Below are 16870 nucleotides of genomic sequence, written 5' to 3' on the forward strand. Positions count from 1 at the left end.
AGCGCAGCCGGCGCCGCCTGGTGTAGGATGGCCGGTAGCGCGGCCCGATCACCCCGGGGGATGAGGTCGACGTCACCAGGAAGGATGCCATGCCCACGCGCACCACGCTGCTCGCTGCTCTCGTGTCGACCGCTTCGCTCCTCGGCTGTGGCACCGTCGTCATCATCGAGCCAGGGGCAGACGACGACGACGACACGGTGGAGCCCCTACCGGACGTGCCGGGCCCCCCTCTCGGGGACTGCACCATGGCGCTGAGCACGGAGTACAGCTTCGGGCTCTCGCTCGAGATCGCGGGCGATGGCCTGACCGCGAGCTGCTTGAACGATAGCTACGGCGTCGCCCATGGGAATGCCAGCCACGTGGGGGGGCGCTGGTACTTCGAGGTCTCCATCGACAGCATGAGCGACGAGGGGATCTGGTGGGCTCAGAACCTCGGGGTAGGTACGGCCGAGGTGCTCTACAACACGGGGGTCACGGGCGGCATGGGCGCGTTCCTGAACACGACCGGCTCGCTCGCGGATCCCTTCTCGACCCCGAACTTCTCTGGCGCTCCCTACGGGCCCGGGGACGTGGTCGGCGTCGCGGCCGATCTCGACGCGGGTCGCGTCTTCTTCCGCAAGAACGGGGGCTGGATGAACGGCGCGAACCCGGCGGCGGGCAACGGTGGCGTGGAGATCATGGTGCTCCCCGGCAGCGGCTCCTACTATCCGGCGATCGGCCTCTCCACAGGAGATGTCGCGACCTTCAACTTCGGGGCGACGGACTTCGCGTACCCGCCCCCCGAAGGGTTCGCGCCGTTCGGCTCGGGAATCGAGACCGACGCGAGCGGGGCGTGCATCGACCCCGGCCCGGAGGGCATCCCGGCGACGCCAGCGCCGATGGAGGCGATCTGCGCGACGGGCGATTTCACGAGCTACGCCTCCGGAGCTTCCGGCGCCGAGGAGCTGCACATCGTCGGGATCTACACGCCGGGCGGCGGCGAGGGCGGCCAGGTCGACGTCCACGTGGAGCGGCAAGGAGCGACGGCCCTGGTGCTCAGCACCTACGACGCTGCCAAGTTCCGCGTGACCACCGCTCCTGGCGCGACCGTGACGCGCATCTTGCTGTCGAGCTATGCGCCCTCCACGGTCACGGCGCCGCCCGGGGTCCCGGTGGATAGCTACGTCTACGAGGTGAATGGTCAGGCGCTGGGGTTCGCGAGCCGGTGGCCCAATGACACGGGGGGTGGCGACACCCAGGAGCTGGTCGCTGCCGCGGAGTCGGAGACCGGGCTCCCGATGAGCAGCTTCAGCGGCTGCTACGGCGGCGACGTTTTCACGCTGACAGATTGAGCCAGCCTTCCGGCGCGCCTCACGCGCATGTGCACCCGTGTGGGCGCGTGACGAGCGCTGCTGGGCGCAGGTAGCATCGAACACGGATGCTGATCTGCCCGGAGTGCGGCGCGAGTTACCCGGACACCCGATCCGACTGCGAGGTAGATGGCTGCGCGCTCGTCCCCGCCGAGGGGGACCCGCAGCTCGCGCCCGGGACGATGGTGGGCGAGTACCGGGTGGACCGGAAGCTCGGGTCGGGGACGTTCGGCGCGGTCTACGCGGGGGAGCAGCCGCTGATCGGCAAGAGGGTCGCGATCAAGGTGCTCCACCGGCAGTTCTCGGCCGAGACCGCGATCGTGTCGCGCTTCGTCGCCGAGGCCCGCGCCGTCAACCGCATCCGGCACCGCAACATCATCGATGTCTTCTCCTTCGGCCTCCTCGGAGAAAAGCGCGAAGGACGCCTGGGGGGCGATGGGCAGCACTACTTTGTCATGGAGCTGCTCGATGGCCTCACGCTGGGGGAGCTGCTCGCGCGCGAAGGGCGGCTCAGCGTGGCGCGTGCGCTGCCCATCCTCCGTGGGATGGCCGAGGGGCTCGACGCTGCCCACGCGGCGGGGGTCACCCACCGGGACCTCAAGCCCGACAACGTGTTCCTGGCGACGGAGAGGGACGGGAGCTACTTCCCGAAGCTGCTCGATTTCGGGGTGGCCAAGCTCGTCGCCGAGGATCTCGCCCACAAGACGGCCACGGGGGTGGCGATGGGCACGCCGCTGTACATGTCGCCCGAGCAGAGCCGCGGCAAGAACGTCGATCACCGGACGGACATCTACGCGCTCGGGGTGGTGACCCACCTGATGCTGACGGGGCGGCCGCCGTTCGATGGCGACTCCGTGGTCGAGGTGCTCTTCAAGCACGCGACCGATCCGCCGCCGCCCATGTCGTCGGTGTGCCCTGACCTCCCCCCGGCGCTCGACGCGCCGGTGCTGGCGATGGTGGCGAAGCGCCCGAGCGCGAGGCCCGACTCCGCCGGGAAGGCCGTGGCAGCGTTGATCGAGGCTGCGAGCAAAGTGGGGTTCGACCGGGAGGGAGCGCAGCGGATGTCGCCCCCGGAGACCGCGGCGGGCCCGGCGCAGGTCGCCACGGTGGCGGTGCAGCGTCCTCCGAAGGTCTCTCCGGACGCGCCCACCGTCGCGGTGGAGGTCACCCGGAAGCAGGAGGGAGACCCGAAGCTCGCTCCGGGTGCGCCCACCGTCGCCGTGGGCGCACGGCCTGCGGCTTCGGCGGAGACGCAGGAGGTGGGGCCGCAGCGCGCGGGGGGCGAGCGCATCGTGGAGACGGTGCGCTCCGCCGGCACCGACGGGCCCCCAGCCGAGACCGTGGTGGATCCCGGAGAGCCCCTGCCGGGAGAGGCGCGCGCAGCGCAGACGTCGGCGCCGGAGGGGAACGAGACGCTGTACGCAGCGCCGCTGCACGCCGCTCCCGGCGTCCCACCGTCCACGGAGGGGCAGAGCGCCTCGGGTCCTGGCAGGACCGTCATCGCCGGGGTTCCAGCCAGCGCCCCTCCAGGGGAGAGACCCTCGGGGACGCGGGCAGGTCGGCGCCTCGGAGCCCTCACCCTCGCAGGGGCTGGCCTGGCGCTGGGGGGACTGGTGCTCGCGCGGGGAGCGAGGGAGCCCTCGTCGGCGAGCGTCCCCCCGGCGAACGAGGCCGTGACGGCCGGCGTGTCCACGTTGCCGTCGAGAGCGACGCGCGGCGAGGGGGCCCCGGTGACGCTCCGTGTCGCGGCCGAGCCCCCGGACGCGGTCCTTCTGCTCGAGGATCGCCGCGTCGGCCTGGCGAGCGCGCCGCTCGTGCTCTCGCGCTCGGAGGCGCGGCGCGCGTTGCGGGTGGAGCGGGAGGGCTACGCGCCTCAGACATTCTGGATCGTGCCGGATCGCGATCAGGATCTGTCCGTCGCGCTGACCCCTCTCGCGGGCACCGCCCCCCTGGCGAGCGCTGCCTCCGCAGCGCCGCAGGGGGAGGCGAAACCCCGCGGCACGGCGAGGCCACAGCTTCACCGGGATCTGGACCTGCCCGCGGAGCTTGCCCCCGTGGGCACGAAGAGGACGCCATGACCGTGAGTGCCTCGCGAAACCTGAGTGCCTCGCGAAACCTCGCGTCGCCGTCCTCCCCGGTCCGGGGGTGGATGCGACGGTTCGCGCTGTTCGTCCCCGGCGCGCTGGCGGCGTGCTCGAACCTGTCGATCCTCGAAGAGAACATCTGCGGCAACCGGGTCATCGAGGCAGACCGGGGGGAGGAGTGCGACGGGGAGCCAGGCTGCGGTGCCCGGGAGACGGCGCATCCTTGCCGCTACACCTGCGAAGGTGGGGCCGAGCCAGCGTGCCCCGGCGGGTACGGGTGTGGTGCAGACGGCGTGTGCCGCCGCCCCAGCGGCCACTTCGAGCTCATCCTCGCGGTCAGCACCGAGACCACGCAGGATCTCCTCGTAGGGGACGTCAACGGCGATGGCTGCGCCGAGACGGTGTACACCACGCGGAGAGGGAGCGTGGTCACCGCGTTCGAGAGCCGCTCCCCGGGTCTCTGCCCCGCCTCCGAGCAGTCGCTCCGCACGCGCAAGCAGGAGGCGCAGCAGGCGCTCGGGCCGGCACCCGTGCTGGCGGGGCTGGCCAGCGACGAGAAGCTCGACCTGATCACGACGGGGAGCGGTCTCCTCGGGGATGGCCTGCTCGTCTACCTCGCCAGCGATGGCCCCTTCTTCTCGCCTGCGCTCTATCCGAGCGTGCTCGTGGCCGAGAAAGACGCGAGGAGCTTCAAGGTGCAGAGCGGGGGCACAGACGCGCTGCTCCTGCTCCCCGCCGAGGGCAAGGCAGGCGCGATCAGGCTGCTGCGCGATCCTGCCCTCAATCCGCGGGCGCTGGGAGAGATGCCCGAGGCGGTCAGGGGCGCCTCGGTGGTCAGCACGGGAGATCTCGATGGCGTGGGGGCGGCTGCGGGAAAGGCCTGCGACGAGATCGTCGTGGCCGCCAAGGACCAGAAGGCGCTGAGGCTCTACGGGTTCTGCGGGGCCAGCGCTGAGCCTTCGTTCGCGCCCCTCCCGAGCCCCACCGTCACCCTCGACGGCAACGGCACCATCCGGGATCGCAATGCGGCGATCGCCGTGGTCGACGTGAACGAGGATGGCGCGCTCGACCTGCTGGTGAACGCGACGGACGACAAGATCCACGTCGCTTACGGGCTCGGGGATGGCCGCTTCCACTCGGCGCCACCGCCCGTCACTCCTCCGGGTATGCCCGATCAGCGCACGAGCCCGCTGGCGTTGCCCGACGACACGCTCGCGGCGCAGCTCGGGAACCCCGACGTCGTGTTCGTGGCGGCGGATTTCGACGCGACGCGGCCGGGGCCCGAACTCGTGCCCATCCCGTGTCCCCCGGCGATGCCGTTCGCGTCACCGCTGTGCGTGGGGAGCACCGGCGGGTGCGAGGCCGCGGTGGCCGACCTCGACGCCGACGGCGATCTCGACATCGTCTCCTCGGAAGGGGAGGAGCCCGATCTCATCGTGCGCAGGGGCGACGGGGCCGGCGGCTTCCACGCCGAGCGCCTGGAGACCCAGTGCCCTCCGCGCCACGTCGGCGTCGGCGATGTCGACGGCGATGGCGTGGTCGACGTGGCCTTCTTCGACCAGGTGGCTCCTTCCCTGGAGGCGCCGATCACCGCCCTGACGGTCGCCTACGGGAACGCCTTCGCCGCGCCGAGCGCTCCGGCGACCCAGGGGCTGCTCGCCGAGGCCAAGGGGCTCTCTGTCGGGAGCTTCGTCCCTGGCGCGCCCGGGAAGCAGATCCTCGCAGCGCGCACCATCGAGGACGCGCAGGCCGGGAGCGCGCTCGCCCTGGTCGAGGCCCAGGAAGGCCGCCTCCTGCTCGCGCCCGCCTACTTCCCGTCCGCGACCGAGAGCACGACGAGCGTGGAGCGCATGACGCTGCGCGCCCTCGCGGCGGGGCGCTTCTCGGAGGCCGACGACGCGCCGCGATCGAGCCTGGCCATCGTCGCGGATGCGCCGCAGGGTGTCGCGGGGCCTCAAGGGTTGGGGCTCGTGGAGGGAGACAGGACGGCGAGCACCTTGCGCCGGCCAGATACGAGCATGGTTCCGCCGCTGGCGTGCGATGCGTGCCTCCTCATGCCTCTCCGGACCGGCACGCAGGCCACGGACGACGGGCGGCCGGCGCTCGACGATCTGCTCCTGCTCGGCGACGGGGAGGTTCACGTGTACCGTCCCGTGAGCACTTCCTTCGTGTCGCAGGAACAGCGCGCCACCAGCCACACGTTCCGCGCGATCGACGACACCTCGAACCCGCCGACGTACGCGCCCCGCCCGGTGGTCGCCGACCTCAATAGAGACGGCGTCGACGATCTGGTGATCGCGCGCTCCAGCGCAGGCGTGCTCGTCGCTTACTTCCTGGAGGAGAACGGGAGCTTCGCGGCCGGGAATTTCACGGAAGTACCCCTGGACGTGGGCTGCGCGGGTGACGCCTGCAAGGCCCTCGCTTTTGCGGTGCTCGACGCCGACGCCGATGCGGCGCCGGAACTCGCGGTGGTGGGGCCCGGCATGCAAGCCGTGTACGACATCGACACGCGCGAACGAAAGCTCGCCCCCTTGCCCGCATCCTTCTCCGAGACACAGAAGCCTCCGCCTGGAGAGACCAGGTTCACGGCCCTCGGAGCGGGCGACGTCGATGGCGATGGCGTGGACGATCTCGTCGTCGCGGTGACCTCGACCTTCCTCACTGTCCTCCGGGGCATTCCGGTGGTCGAGTGAGGCGCGCGATCCGGGCCAGCGGCGTGCGCGCCTGTCTGCTGCTCGTGCTGTCGCTCGCGGCGACGCCAGCACGCGCCGAGGCCCCCGTGGACCCACGCGCGCAGGCTGCCGACTTCTTCACGGCAGGCGCCCGCGCCTACGACGCAGGCCAGTATGCCGTGGCGGCGGAGGCCTTCCTGAAGGCCCACGCGCTCTTGCCGAGCCCCTCGTTCCTGTTCTCGGCGGCGCAGGCGCACCGGCGCCAGTACCTCGCCGACGCCACCCCCGAGCACCTGCAGCGCGCCATCGCCCTCTACCGGGAGTACCTGCGCGCCGATCCTCAAGCCAAGCGGAGGGAGGACGCGATGGAGGCGCTCCAGGCCCTCGTTCCCCTGGAAGGGCGGCTCGCCGGGGGAGCCCTCGCGTCCGCTGGGGAGGGCGCACCCGCGGAGGCCGACACGTCGGGCCTCGTCGAGATCCCGGTCCCCAGGGGCGATGGCGCGGCTCCGCGGGCCGGCGGTGGGCCAGCGCCTATCACCAGCCGCCGGGGCGGGACGCGGCTCCTCCTGACGGCCCTGCCGGACGGCGCCGAGATCGCGCTGGATGGAGGCGCCTTCTCCCCTGCCCCGCTGGTGGTCGGGGTCCAACCAGGGCCGCATGCGGTGCGCGTCCGGGCGAACGGCTACCACGAGGAGCAGCTCACGGTGCGCGCGGTGCCGGAGGAGCTTTTGCCGCGCCATGTGGTGCTCCGGCCGAAGGCGGCGCGCCTGCGGGTGCGCGGGAGCACGGGTGCTCACGTGGCCATCGACGGCCAGGTGCGCGGGACGGTGCCCACCAGCGCACCGCTGGAGGTCGAGCCGGGGGCGCACCTCGTCACGATCTCCCTCGCGGGCCACGAGCCACTCAGCAAACGCATCACGCTCGGCCGTGACGAGGCGGCGGAGATCACCGCCGAGCTGCCGCTCACCGCGCAGCGCGTCGCCGCCTGGACGGTGCTCGCAGCAGGAGGCGCCGGGGTCGCGGTGAGCGGGGTCCTGGCCGGGCTGGCGCTGGGGCGCGACGCCGAGGCCGTGACGCTCCGGGATCAACGCGAGACGGGCGTGCTGCTCCCGGAGGACCGCGACCGGTACAACCAGGCCGTCAGGGCGCGCAACGATCTCGCGCTCGCGGCCGCGATCACGGGCGGAGTCGCGGGGCTCACCCTCGCGACCGGTGCGGCGCTGTTCGTCCTTGACCATCCCGAGGCAGCACCTCCACCCGCCGAGCGGCCCAGGACGCCCAGAGAGCCGGCGCCCCGGGTCGAGTTCACGGTCAGCGCGTCGTCGCTGCGGCTCCGCGTCGAGTTCTAGAGACTTGATCAGCTAAGAGCCAGGCAAGATCAAGCACTTCCGCGTGAGGGGATCGACGGCGCCCTTTGCATCTGCTCAAAGGGCGGCGGAGGTGGTGCATGCCGACCCTGTGGAAGCCGCCGGTTGAGCTGTCGTCGCGGGAGCAAAAGATCCTCAAGCGTTGCGCCAAGAGGCGTGTGTTCGTGTTCCTCCGGGAGCTTCGACACCGCCTCTTTGACGATGACTTTCAGGCGAAGCTACTCGCGGCCTACGACCGGCAGGGCGTCTCGCCGGCCCACCCGAAGAGCGTGCCGAGCTACGCAAACGTGTGATGGTCGAGCACGGGCTGGCGAAGCTACATAACCGCCAAGGTGACCGGGCTCGTTATCGAAACACCCGCAAAAACCTGTTCGACCTGCGACGCCACGCCGCGCTCAGCAACCTGGCGGTAGTCGACCAGCAGATCCGGCTTGCAGCTTAGCTGGTCAGGTCTCCAGGAGGCCAGCTTTGCCCCTGTCGACTGCGGCTCCTGCCCACGCACGACGTGTGCATGACGTGCATGACACGCATGACGCGCATGACGCGCGCGACTGTGGGCCTCAACGGCCCGGGAGCGGAGTCCACGTGGCATGGGTGCCGCTTGAGATGCGCATGGGCAGCCGTACCCGGGCCACAGGGCCGCGCTCCAGGTCACGCGCGTCGAAGATCTGGCACTCCGAGGCATCGTTCGCGGCGTCGATCGTGAACGTCACCAGATACCCATCATCCTCGCTGGTCGCGCCCTTGCGCGGACAGAAGGGAGCCTCGCTCCCGAAGACCCCCTTCGGGAAGCGGTACGTGGACTTCGCGCCGGTCTCCACGTCGGTCCGCGTCAGGCCGTTGAACAGGAAGAGCCCCGGCTCGCCCGTCGCCGCGTAGACGAAGCGGTGCTTCCTCCCCGCGTAGCCTGCGTGAATGGTCGGGAACTCCGAGCACTCGTCGTCGACGGCCTCCTCCCGGGTGGCGCCCGTCTCGAGGTTGAAGCGCCACCGGTGACGCCGCGTCTTCATCGCGTGCATGTCGAGGCTCTTCATGAACATGGTGATCGGCGTGTCGTCTGCGGTGCGCTCCGGCACCGGCGCACCCTGGAAATAACCTTCCAGGACCACCTCGTGGCCCTCCTCGTAGGCGTTCGAGAAGTGGAGCACGTAGGTGGGCGAGGCCGTGAACCAGCGGACAGGGCCCTCCCCGCTGCGCGGCACGAGTCCGAAGCGTGAGCCGAGGTCCGGGTAGTAGCGGGCGCGGTACACGTTCTGCGCGAGCTTCGCGGGATCCCAGAAGACGGGGAAGTCGTTGATGATCGCGAAGCGCTCCGTGAAGGCCATGTCGTGGGGGAGGCGTGGCCCCGGCAGCTCCACCGGGATCGCCCGAACGAGCGCGCCGCGCGCGTCCGCGATCCCCACGTGGCAGTACGGCGCCTCCGTGGAGTAATTGAAGAAGAGAAGCTCGCCGGTCGCCTCGTCCACCTTGGGATGCGCCGAGATGGTCGCGCCCTTCGTGAAGCTCGGGTGGTGCAGGCTGGCGACGCCGCGCGGAGCGAGCGTCTCCGGGTCCAGGCGGTAGGCGTCGCCGCACTGGTAGAACGTGGTCAACGCCACGCCGTTGTGCACGATGACGTCGGTGCTCGACGCGTCCTTCATGCGCGTCCGGGCGCCCCAGCCGTCGCGCTGCGACAGCGCGGGGGACTCGAGAATGCCCGCCCAGAGCGGCCCGTCTGCCTCCAGCTCCGCCAGGAGGCCTGCCGTCTTCACGAACCGGTTCCGGTAGTCGGCCTTGCCGCCCTCGAACCGGATCGCGTGGATCATCCCGTCGCCATCGAAGGGGTGGTAGCGGCCCGTGATGGCGTCGAAGAGGGGGTTCTCGGTGTTCCGCAGGTACACCCCCTCCAGGTCCGCCGGGATCTCGCCGGCAATCACCTCGAGATCGTGGGCATCGACCTCCACCGTGTTCGGGCTCCACGCCCCTGTCCGGTACGGGTGCGGGTCGTGGGCGGGGAGCTTGGACGTGTACTGCTTGATGGTCTCGACGCGCATGGAACGACCTTCTTTCCCGATCCTGGTGCCTAGTCAGGGACTCCCCACACGAAGCTCACTACGGTCGTGGCGCTCCCACCGATGTTCAGGGTGCCGAACTTCGTCGCGCCGGCGACCTGCGTCTCCCCCGCCTGGCCCGACACCTGACGGCATGCATCGAGCACCATCCGTACCCCCGTCGCACCGACAGGGTGGCCAAGCCCGATCAGGCCTCCGCTCGGGTTGACGGGCAGCCGCCCGGAGGCCTCGCACGTCCCTGCCTCGATGGCGCGATACGCCTCGCCCGGGGGCGTGATCCCCAGGTGATCGAGCGCGAGGTACTCGGTCACGGTGAAGCAGTCGTGAGTCTCGATGCCGGACAGCGCGAAGGGCCCGTCGATGCGGGCGCGCCGGTAAGCGTCGGTGACTGCCGCGCGCAGGTGCGGGATCAGGTACGGGTGGCCCTCGCTCTGCCGGAGCTTCTCCTCGAGGGACAGCATCGCCGTGCGGTGCCCCCACCCGAGCAGGTGTGGCGAGCCTGTCAGGCGCCGCCCCGTGCGCCTCGCGTGCGCCTCGGCGAACGACGCGGAGGCCAGGATGATCGCTGCGGCGCCGTCGGTCACCTGACCGCAGTCCTGCCGCCGCACCCGCCCCGTGACGACCGGGTTCACCGCGTCGTCGTCCTCGAACGCGCGCTCTCCGAAGCTCCACCCGCGCGTCTGCGCGAGCGGGTTCCGGCGCGCGCTGGCGAAGTTCTTCCGGGCGATCGCCGCGAGGTGAGCCCGCGTCGGCCCGGACTTCGAGCGCTCCTCGATCGCCTCGGTGATCCGCGAGAACAGGTGCGGCCACACGTAGCGCGCCCCCTCCGCCTCGTGCCCGGTCCACGCTGCCGTACCCAGGTGGCGCGCGGCCACCTCGCCGGAGACGTTCCGCTCCTGCTCGGCGCCGACGACGAGCACGCACCCGTAGCGCCCCGCCTCGATCTCCGCCGAGGCCGCGAGGACCGCGAGGCTCCCCGAGGCGCAGGCCCCCTCGTGGCGCGCTGCCGGCACACCGACCAGCTCCGCGATCACCGTCGCCGGCAGCGCTCCCATCTGCGCCTGCCCGGTGAACAGCTCGCCGAAGGCGTTACCCACGTGGATGCTCTCGATGTCGCGCAGCTCGATCGCTGCGTCGGTCACGGCGCCGAGCGTCACCTCGCGGACCAGGTCGGCGAGTTCCTTGCCCTCACGCGCCACGTGACGCGCGAAATCGGTCTGCGCGCCCCCCAGAAAGACGACCGGCTCCGGCACGCTGGTCATCATACACACCTCACCTGACGCGCAGCACGCCTCTGCGCGCTGGACGACGGCTGCTTGGTGGGCGAGGCGCGGGTGGCAGTTCTCCCGCTCAGGGAGTAGCGTGCTCCCATGGCGACCGCATTCTCCTGGCTGGCTCGGGACCACGAGATCGTCGCGCTCACGCCCCTCAAGGACGCTTTCGAGGAGGCAGCAGCGTCCGATCCGCGCGCTCGTCTCCACTGGCCTGACGTGGACGCGAGAGCCTTCGAGCGGCATCGCGGTCAGCTCCTCCTTGAGGTCGGCTACGGCACGGCCGGCGGCGAGGAGCTCTCAGGGTTCGTCTCCATCCGGCAGCCGGAAGGCGCCGATGACCGGTTCCGGGTAATCATCTCCACGTCCTTCGGAGACACCAAGGTGCTCCTCAAGGAGCTGTTCGAGCTGGCCGATGCCGCTGCCGGAAAGCTCGGACTCACCGAGGGCCTCGGCCATGCGGTGGGCGACAGGGCCGACGAGGACGAGCCCGACAAGGACGAGGACGAGCACGAGCACGAGCACGACACCGCCCTCCACCACGCCGAGCACGATCACCACACCGAGCATCACCACCACGTCGACGCTCACGAAGACGAGGAAGACGACGAGCATGACGCGGACCTCCCGGGCCCGAAGCAGCTCGCTGCGTGGCTCGACCCGGAGCACCTGATCCACAGCGTGGAGGAGGACGCGGTGACCCTCCTCGCGGGCTCGGGGGAGTGGGAAGTGACCGTCGTGGTCGACGACGACATGCTCAGCTTCTTCAGCAGCCCTGACGAGATCCAGGATCTCGATCCCCGCGAAGCCCTCCGGATGAGCTACCGCCTCGACTGGGGCCACCTGGAGCTGGACGACGAGACGGGAGAGGACGACCTCCTCCTCTTCGTCGGCATGACGCCTCGCCATGGCAAAGATCGGCACGACTTCCTCTCCGAGTTCGGCCTGTACGTCGACGATCTGGAGGCCCTTGTTGCTCACGCGCGGGCGACGCGGCTTGACGAGGACGACGAGGGCGACGAAGGCGACGAGGGCGAGAGCGATGACGACGAGGGCGACGACTGACCTGGGCGACGACTGACCCGGGGAGGCGCGCTATCCTCTCTGCCCATGCCTCACTCCATCTCCGCGTGGTGCTTCGCCGTGGCCGTGGTGAAGCTGGGCCGCAGGTTCCTCGTGGTGCGCGAGCGCAAGCACGGTCAGCTCTGGTACTTGCCTGCGGGCCGCGTGGAGGCCGGCGAGAGCTTCGCCGAGGCGGCGCTGCGCGAGACGCTGGAGGAGGGGGGCATCCCCATCGTCCTCGAAGGGATCCTCCGGGTGGAGCACTCCCCCCGCGGAGACGAGGCGCGCTTCCGGGTGATCTTCCTCGCCCGCCCCGCAGACGACGCAACCCCCAAGCGACAGCCCGACGAGCACTCGCTCGAAGCCCGGTGGGTCACCCTGGAGGAGCTGGCCACGCTTCCCCAGCGTGGTCCGGATCTGGTGCAGCTCTTCGAGGACGTCCTCCAGGGCGCGCCTGTCTTTCCGCTCTCGGTGCTTCGACCTGAAGGCGAGTCCCTGCTCCCTCGGATGCTGCCCCGATAATCTTTCAGCGCTTCCTGCCGAGTCCTCCGCCTCCCTGGAGCGCCGAGCGCCGGGCGCCGTGTGCATGGAACGGCAGGCGAGAATGCCATCGTTGCACGCTGGTACTGCGTGCCCCGCGCCGTGAACCAGTCGCTTCCCTACCCTCTTCGGGAGGCTCCCACGGATACCTTCGCGGCACGTCGCACGGCAGTTCCGTTGCTCCACTGCAGACAATCGAACACCGCGCTCCGGCATCTAGTCTGGAATGGGAGATGCACACGGACGGACATTCGACGCAGCAGGCTCACGACGATGTGCGCATCGATCCCTCTCCAAGACACGTCCGCACGTCAGCGGGAGGAGCTGCGAACGCAGCCAGAGGAGCATTTTGGAGATCCATCGAGCAGAAAACCGCGTGATTGATGCGCCCCGGTCCCCCGTCGCCCCCGCGTCCCCGCGCATCTCTGGCAGGTACTACCGCCCCGCCATCGACCACCCCGAGCGCCTCCAGCCCGCCTGGGAAGATGCGGAGCGCGTGCCTCACGACGTGCAAGGTGCCGACCTCACCGCTGCCGCCATGCACGGCGCCTTCCGGGCCTTCGTGCTCGACCCCCATTACACCTGCCTCGGCGCCAAGAGCGCCGTGAACAGCGGGAGCTACCGGCTGGGCCTGTACGACGCCCTCGGCTCACCCACCGCGACGGCCGCGCTGGCCCGCGATCTCGCCAGTTTCAGCCAGCAGATCGACGAGATCAGCGCCGCCTTCGCCACCTTCGTCGCCATCTTCGAGAAGCCCCTCGACACCGACGAGGAGACCTTCGAGCGGGCCCTCTGGGCGCAGCTCCAGGCCCTCCATGAGGCGGACCGCGCGCCCTGGGATCTGGACGTCAGCAGTGACCCCGACGACCCCCACTTCTCCTACAGCTTCGCCGGACGTGCCTTCTTCATCGTCGGCCTGCACCCCGGCAGCGAGCGCCTGAGCCGCAAGTTCCCGTGGCCAGCGCTCGTCTTCAACCCCCACATGCAGTTCGAGCGCTTGCGCGCCGAGGGCAAATACGGCCGGATGCAGCAGATGATCCGCACCAAGGAGGTCGAGCTCCAGGGCGACATCAACCCCGTCCTCCGTGATTTCGGCGAGCAGAGCGAGGCCAGGCAGTACAGCGGCCGCGCGGTCGAACCTGGCTGGCACCCTCCCTTCCATCTCCACGACAGCCAGGACGCCCCCGCAGATGTCGCTCACGAGCATGCCGACCCGAAGGTCGCCGGTGCGATCACGGGTTGTCCCTTCCTCGCGGGCGGCGCTGGCGCCACCCCCCTGCAGACAGCCTCCCCTTCCGGGCAGACTCCCCGCGCCGACGCCGAGGGCGCGCCGCTCGCCCTGTCAGGGGACCGGCCCAGGCCCGGCGTGCGCTACCGCATCCCGCCCCACAGCGGCGTATCGTTCCTCATCGACGCCGGGCAGACCCTCCGCGTCATCGATCCCACCGGCAAGCAGGTCTCGGATCTCTACAGCGTGCGCCTCGACGACCGGCGCGAGTACCTCAGCGGCGGCCGCAGCATCGACTACGCCGACACGCTCTACCTGACCCGGGGTCACATCCTCTACAGCAACCGCTCGAACCCGATGTGGACCATCACCCGCGACGACGTGGGTCGGCACGATTTCGTGCTCACCCCGTGCAGCCCGGAGATGTACCGCAAGCTGCGCGGCGACGACGGCTCGCACCCGAGCTGCTTCGAGAACCTGCGCATCCCCATGGAGCGCTTCGGCGTCGAGGGTGACCGCATCGGCTCCACCTTCAACATCTTCATGGACGTGAGCTTCGACCCGAGGACCGGAAAGATGACCATCGCTCCCCCGCCGAGCCGCGCCGGCGACGCCATCGAGCTGCGGGCCGAGGCCGCCATGATCGTCGGTCTCACCGCCTGCTCCAGCGAGGTCACCAACGACGGCTCTCTCAAGCCGATCGACTTCGAGATCCTCGACGGCTTCACCTCCCTCGACGCTCCCGCCTGACGCTCCCGCCTGACGCTCCCGCCTGACGCTCCCGCCTGACGCTCCCGCCTGACGCTCCCGCCTGACGCGCGTGCCCTCCGGCTGACCACTGGCTGGAGGGGACGCGCAGGCGGCTCTCGCGGACGCCACGGCGGCCTCGTCGCTGCGCTCTGGGCAAGGGGGAAGCGCAGTCGCCATGAAGCGGCTTCATGGCGCTCATGAAGAGTCGGGTTTGGAATGAACGCAGAGCCGAGCGCAGGATGGGCTCACCGATGTCGCAGCGGCGCAGGCCGCAGGATGACGCGGTTCTCCTCCCTTGCCCCGCTCCTTCGGAGGCGACGCCGACTCCAGTGCTTCTGCTTCGAGCTGTCCCCTGACAGCGGACCATTCCACATGCTTCATGAGGACTCCGCGCCCGTCTCCTCGTCTTCGCCCCGCGGCAAGCTGTTCCAGCGGCTCCGGAGCCTCGAACAGAGCCTCGGCTCCCCGCCGATCGTGCAGCTCGACGCGCGGCACCTGAACCTCTTCGCCAAGCTCGAAGGCCAGAACCTCGTCGGGAGCGTCAAGGATCGGGCTGCGTACTGGATGCTGCGGGCCGCGATCCTGCGCGGCGACGTGACCGAAGGGTCCACGATCGTCGAGTCGTCGTCGGGCAACTTCGCGCTGGCGCTGGCATATTTTTGCAAGCAGCTCGGCCTCCGCTTCATCCCGGTCATCGATCCCAACGTGTCGCGGCTCTACGAGACCCGGCTCCGGGGCTCCTGCGCGACCGTGGTGAAGGTGACTGAACGCGACGACACCGGCGGTTTCCTGAAGACCCGTCTCGAGAAGGTGGCAGAGCTGTGCCGGGAGATCCCGGGCGCCTTCTGGCCCAACCAGTACGAGAACCTCGACATCGCCGACGCGCACTACCGCTGTACTGCAAAGGAGATCGTCGGCTCCTTCCAGCAGCTCGACTATGCCTTCATCGGGGTGGGTACAGGCGGGACCATCGCCGGCGTGTCGCGGGCCCTGAAGGAGCGGTTCCGGGGGATCACCATCGTGGCGGTGGACGCCGAAGGCTCGGTGATCTTCGGCGGGGCGCCCCGCAAGCGGCACATCCCGGGTCTCGGCTCCAGCATCGTGCCGGGGCTGCTCCGGCATGCGCACATCGACGAGGTGATGACCGTGTCCGAGGTGGAGACGGTGCGCGGGTGTCGGGAGCTCGTGTCGCGGCACGGGCTGTTCCTCGGTGGATCCTCGGGGACGGTGTTCGCAGCGGTGAGCCGCTACTTCGCCGGCGAGGGGGCGACGAGGCGGGGGGCGAGGCCGAACGTGCTGTTCCTGTGCCCGGACGGAGGCAAGGCGTACCAGAGCACGATCTACAACGACGACTGGGCGCGCTGGCTGGCTGCGAATCACGGGGAGCGTCCCTGCGGCCTCCCCGCGGCACAGGCCAGGCGGACGTTCCAGCCGGCGCTGGCGGCCTGAAGGGAGGAGCAGACCCATGGATTTCGGCTTCTCCGTCATCACCGGTCACACCGTCCATGCGCTGCTCACGCCGCGCAAACGCGAGTGCGTGGAGATCGTGAGGCAGGCCTACCTCGCCCATCACGCGCGGCACTCGGTCAATCCGAACAGCTACTTCCTGCGCTTCCCGGAGAAGCCCAGCGCCCGGATCATCGCGCTACCTGCGTACCTCGGGGACCGCTTCAACGTGTCGGGTATCAAGTGGATCGCGAGCTACCCGGAGAACGTGGCAGCGGGCTTTCCGCGGGCGTCGGCGGTGCTCATCCTGAACGACTACGAGACGGGCTATCCCTTCGCCTGCCTGGAGAGCTCCATCATCTCGGCGGCGCGGACCGCGGCGTCGGCCGTGCTGGGCGCCGAGCGGCTGAGCCCCGAGGGGCGGCGGGCGCGGGCCGTGGGGATCGTCGGCAACGGCCTGATCGCGCGCTACGTGTACGACTTCCTGATCGGCACCGGCTGGGAGATCGAGGCGGTGCGGCTGTTCGACACCAGAGCCGGAGAGTCGGAGCGCTTCCGGGACGAGGTATGCGACGCCTCGAGACACCGGCAGATCGAGGTGATGCCCGAGGGGGACGCGCTGCTGCGCTCCTGCGATCTCATCGTGCTCACCACGGTCGCGCCCAGGCCCTACATCCTCGACGGGTCGCTGCTCGCCCACAACCCGGTGGTCCTGAACCTGTCCCTGCGCGATCTGGCGCCGGAGATCCTGCTCGGTTCGTACAACATCGTGGATGACGTGGACCACGTGATGCAGGCGAACAGCTCCCCTCACCTCGCCGAGCAACTCACGGGGAACCGCGACTTCATCACCGGTACCCTGGCCGGGCTGATCAGCGGCGAGTGCGCCATCGGCCGCGACAAGCCGGTCGTCTTCTCGCCCTTCGGTCTGGGGATCCTCGACCTGGCCGTCGGGAAGTGGATCCACGACCTGGCGAAAGAGCGCGGCGACGTCGTGGCGGTGAATGGTTTCTTTCACGATGTGACGCGCTGAGCCCGAGCGCATCGCGC

At 70.1% G+C, this 16870-nt stretch carries 12 protein-coding genes; 10 read left to right on the forward strand and 2 right to left on the reverse strand.

Annotated elements, in window-relative coordinates; translation table 11 throughout:
* The first annotated feature begins 89 nt into the window (after positions 1-89).
* The 5 genes from CAP_RS18820 to CAP_RS18840 all read left to right on the forward strand — a co-directional run bounded on the left by CAP_RS18820 (position 90) and on the right by CAP_RS18840 (position 7765).
* Positions 90-1331 (forward strand): SPRY domain-containing protein, encoded by a 1242-nt coding sequence (locus tag CAP_RS18820; RefSeq protein ID WP_044242939.1) that lies wholly within the window; start codon positions 90-92, stop codon positions 1329-1331.
* Positions 1332-1417: 86 nt separating this feature from the next.
* Positions 1418-3427 (forward strand): serine/threonine-protein kinase, encoded by a 2010-nt coding sequence (locus CAP_RS44935; protein ID WP_052375485.1) that lies wholly within the window; start codon positions 1418-1420, stop codon positions 3425-3427.
* Between the two features lie 71 nt (positions 3428-3498).
* Positions 3499-6126: an FG-GAP-like repeat-containing protein gene (locus CAP_RS18830; RefSeq protein WP_197041249.1), complete on the forward strand. Its 2628-nt coding sequence runs from the start codon at positions 3499-3501 to the stop codon at positions 6124-6126.
* 23 nt (positions 6127-6149) lie between these two features.
* Positions 6150-7454: a PEGA domain-containing protein gene (locus CAP_RS18835; protein WP_231511556.1), complete on the forward strand. Its 1305-nt coding sequence runs from the start codon at positions 6150-6152 to the stop codon at positions 7452-7454.
* Between the two features lie 98 nt (positions 7455-7552).
* Positions 7553-7765 carry a hypothetical protein gene (locus CAP_RS18840; RefSeq protein WP_044242945.1) on the forward strand — a complete coding sequence of 71 codons (213 nt, stop codon included), beginning with the start codon at positions 7553-7555 and terminating at the stop codon, positions 7763-7765.
* 267 nt (positions 7766-8032) lie between these two features.
* On the opposite strand, the gene CAP_RS18845 is transcribed toward CAP_RS18840, so the two are convergent.
* Positions 8033-9505 carry a carotenoid oxygenase family protein gene (locus tag CAP_RS18845; RefSeq protein ID WP_044242948.1) on the reverse strand — a complete coding sequence of 491 codons (1473 nt, stop codon included), beginning with the start codon at positions 9503-9505 and terminating at the stop codon, positions 8033-8035.
* Positions 9506-9534: 29 nt separating this feature from the next.
* The gene (locus CAP_RS18850) at positions 9535-10788 is read right to left on the reverse strand and encodes an acetyl-CoA acetyltransferase (RefSeq protein WP_231511557.1); all 1254 of its coding nucleotides are present in this window, start codon (positions 10786-10788) and stop codon (positions 9535-9537) included.
* Between the two features lie 105 nt (positions 10789-10893).
* On the opposite strand from CAP_RS18850, the gene CAP_RS18855 reads away from it, so the two are divergent.
* From CAP_RS18855 to sbnB, 5 genes are all read left to right on the forward strand, one after another.
* Complete coding sequence (locus CAP_RS18855; protein WP_044242949.1) at positions 10894-11859, forward strand: hypothetical protein; 966 nt, start codon at positions 10894-10896, stop codon at positions 11857-11859.
* 45 nt (positions 11860-11904) lie between these two features.
* Positions 11905-12378 (forward strand): NUDIX domain-containing protein, encoded by a 474-nt coding sequence (locus CAP_RS18860; protein ID WP_044242952.1) that lies wholly within the window; start codon positions 11905-11907, stop codon positions 12376-12378.
* Positions 12379-12772: 394 nt separating this feature from the next.
* Positions 12773-14374 (forward strand): guanitoxin biosynthesis heme-dependent pre-guanitoxin N-hydroxylase GntA, encoded by a 1602-nt coding sequence (gene gntA / locus CAP_RS52400; RefSeq protein WP_197041250.1) that lies wholly within the window; start codon positions 12773-12775, stop codon positions 14372-14374.
* A 423-nt stretch (positions 14375-14797) separates the two neighbouring features.
* Positions 14798-15823, forward strand: coding sequence for a 2,3-diaminopropionate biosynthesis protein SbnA (gene sbnA, locus CAP_RS18875; RefSeq protein WP_156040938.1), 1026 nt, complete (start codon positions 14798-14800; stop codon positions 15821-15823).
* A gap of 16 nt (positions 15824-15839) precedes the next feature.
* Complete coding sequence (sbnB, locus tag CAP_RS18880) at positions 15840-16853, forward strand: 2,3-diaminopropionate biosynthesis protein SbnB (protein WP_044242955.1); 1014 nt, start codon at positions 15840-15842, stop codon at positions 16851-16853.
* Positions 16854-16870: the final 17 nt, after the last annotated feature.

The organism is Chondromyces apiculatus DSM 436, from assembly GCF_000601485.1.
GTDB lineage: Bacteria > Myxococcota_A > Polyangia > Polyangiales > Polyangiaceae > Chondromyces > Chondromyces apiculatus.